This window comes from uncultured Limnohabitans sp. (genome assembly GCF_937889215.1).
Classification (GTDB): domain Bacteria; phylum Pseudomonadota; class Gammaproteobacteria; order Burkholderiales; family Burkholderiaceae_C; genus Limnohabitans_A.
The window spans coordinates 1-2,443 of record NZ_CALBEX010000220.1; the positions used below are offsets into that span (position 1 = coordinate 1).

Consider the following 2,443-nt stretch of genomic DNA (forward strand, 5'->3'; position numbering starts at 1 on the left):
CGTCACAGCCTGGATGCTGCTGTGTGGCGCGGTCATTTTGCTGGGGACATCGTTGTCCAGCGGCTTGCTCAAGCTGCCGGGGCGTTGAGCGGGCATGTGCAGTCGCTGAGGTTTTTGCAGGCCGGCTTCAGCCCCAACTTGCAGCCTCAGCCGCGGCGGACAAACGTCGGACCTGAAGGTGCCGACCTACGGGGAGAGATGTGTTTTTGGGGGCGTCGACCCGGATAAGAAAAGTTTCACGGGTTGCACCCGCTGCACATCGCGCGCCCTGAGCTGACCACAGCCCCCGTCCACATCCTGACCCGCTGACTGACGCAGCTTGGTCAACACCCCGCGCTGGTGCAGCGTGCGTGCAATCGCCGCCGCCTTCTCCCAGCTCGGCCTGGCGTAAGGCAAGTCAGGCACCGCGTTGTAGAGGATCATGTTCATCAACGCGTATTTGCCTTGGAGCAAGCGCACGATGCCGTCGATTTCTTCGTCGCTGTCGTTCACACCGTCGATCAAAGTCCATTGGTACTGGATCGGGTAGCCGGTGGCGCGGGCATAGGCCTCGCCCGCCTCCACCAGGTCTTGCGGGTCAAAGCGCGGGGCTCGCGGCAGCAACTGCGCACGCAAATCGGCCCGGGTGGTGTGCAGCGACAAGGCCAAAGCAGGCTTGACGCGGCCTTGTGGCAAACGCTCGAACACCCGCGCATCGCCCACGGTAGAGAACACCAAATTTTTGTGCCCGATGTTGCCCACCGTGCCCAGCAGGTCGATGGCCTCCATCACCGCGTCCAGGTTGTGCGCGGGCTCGCCCATGCCCATGAACACCACTTTTTTGACCGGCCTGAGCGTTCGGGCCAGCGCCACTTGCGCCACGATCTCGGCGCTGCCTACTTGCCGGATCAGGCCCTCACGCCCGGTCATGCAAAACACACAGCCCACCGCGCAGCCCACCTGGCTTGAAACGCACAGACCGTCGCGCGGTAACAGAACGCTTTCCACCGTCAGGCCGTCTTGCAGGCCCACCAGCAAACGGGCCGAGCCGTCTTGCCCCGGGTGCTGCTCGCGCAGCGTGGCCAGACCTGCAAGCGCAGTGCTGAGCCCAGGCAAAGCCTCACGCACCGCCGTGGGCATGAAGCTTTCCAGCGGCCTGCGCCCACTGTCCTGCGGCTTGGCCTGCGCCCACAGGCGAAGCACACGCTGCTCATGCAAGGTATTGGCGCCCAGGGCGCGCAAGTGGTCGCGGATGTCCTGAATGCTGCGCATCAGGCCTCCACCTCAGTAATGTGGCGGAATTTCATCACGCAAGTTGCGCATCTCCGCACCACCGCCCGATTCGGGCAAGCGATCGCGCATTTGACGCAGCTCCTGAAGAAGCGCGTCGATTTGCTGCTGCTGGCGGTACACCTGCGCATTGAGTTGGTCAAGCAGGTCTTCGGTAAAACCAGCCTTGATTTCCAAGTCAACCAGGCGGTTTTCAATCGGGGTGGGAATGTCCATGGGCTGTATTGGACATGATTTCGAGCAGGGGTTTGGGACATCTTTTATAATTCCCCCATCGCCGAGTTATCTGAACTACTTGCAGGGCGATTCATAAATCCTGCTAAAGCGTTCGCCAGGCTCCGGGTTATCAGGGTCGGCAACGCCGACAAACCCCTGAAACTTTAGGAGCTTTTTTCATGTCCAGCAATTTCCTCTTCACCTCGGAATCCGTTTCTGAAGGCCATCCCGACAAAGTCGCCGACCAAATCTCGGACGCGATCCTCGACGCCATCTTCGAGCAAGACCCCCGCAGCCGCGTGGCTGCCGAAACCCTGACCAACACCGGCTTGGTCGTGTTGGCCGGCGAGATCACCACCAACGCGCACGTCGACTACATCCAAGTCGCCCGCGACACCATCAAACGCATCGGCTACGACAACACCGACTACGGCATCGACTACAAAGGCTGCGCCGTGATGGTTTGCTACGACAAGCAATCGAATGACATCGCCCAAGGCGTGGACCACGCGTCGGACGACCACCTCAACATCGGCGCGGGCGACCAAGGCCTGATGTTCGGCTACGCCTGCAGCGAAACACCTGAGCTGATGCCGGCCCCCATCTATTACGCCCACCGTTTGGTGGAGCGCCAAGCCCAGCTTCGCAAAGACGGCCGCCTGCCTTTCTTGCGCCCTGATGCCAAGAGCCAGGTGACCATGCGCTACGTGGACGGCAAGCCCCACAGCATCGACACCGTGGTGCTGTCGACCCAGCACAGCCCTGACCAGTCCGAAACATCGACCAAGATGAAGGCCAGCTTCACCGAAGCCATCATCGAAGAGATCATCAAGCCTGTGCTGCCCAAAGAGTGGCTGCAAGACACCAAATACTTGATCAACCCTACCGGCCGTTTCGTCATCGGCGGCCCCCAGGGCGATTGCGGTTTGACTGGCCGCAAGATCATCGTGGACACCTA

3 protein-coding genes are annotated in these 2,443 nt (G+C 61.1%); 1 reads left to right on the forward strand and 2 read right to left on the reverse strand.

The genetic code is table 11. The annotated features are described in order from the left end of the window. Positions 1-186: 186 nt before the first annotated feature. Together Q0341_RS05590 and Q0341_RS05595 are read right to left on the reverse strand one after the other, a co-directional pair. Positions 187-1,251 (reverse strand): RNA methyltransferase, encoded by a 1,065-nt coding sequence (locus Q0341_RS05590; RefSeq protein WP_299511104.1) that lies wholly within the window; start codon positions 1,249-1,251, stop codon positions 187-189. Between the two features lie 12 nt (positions 1,252-1,263). Then, positions 1,264-1,485 carry a SlyX family protein gene (locus Q0341_RS05595; RefSeq protein ID WP_299511105.1) on the reverse strand — a complete coding sequence of 74 codons (222 nt, stop codon included), beginning with the start codon at positions 1,483-1,485 and terminating at the stop codon, positions 1,264-1,266. A gap of 179 nt (positions 1,486-1,664) precedes the next feature. Between Q0341_RS05595 and metK the strand changes: the two genes are divergently transcribed. Beyond that, on the forward strand, positions 1,665-2,443 hold a 779-nt coding region (metK, locus tag Q0341_RS05600), incomplete at its 3' end, for a methionine adenosyltransferase (RefSeq protein WP_299511107.1).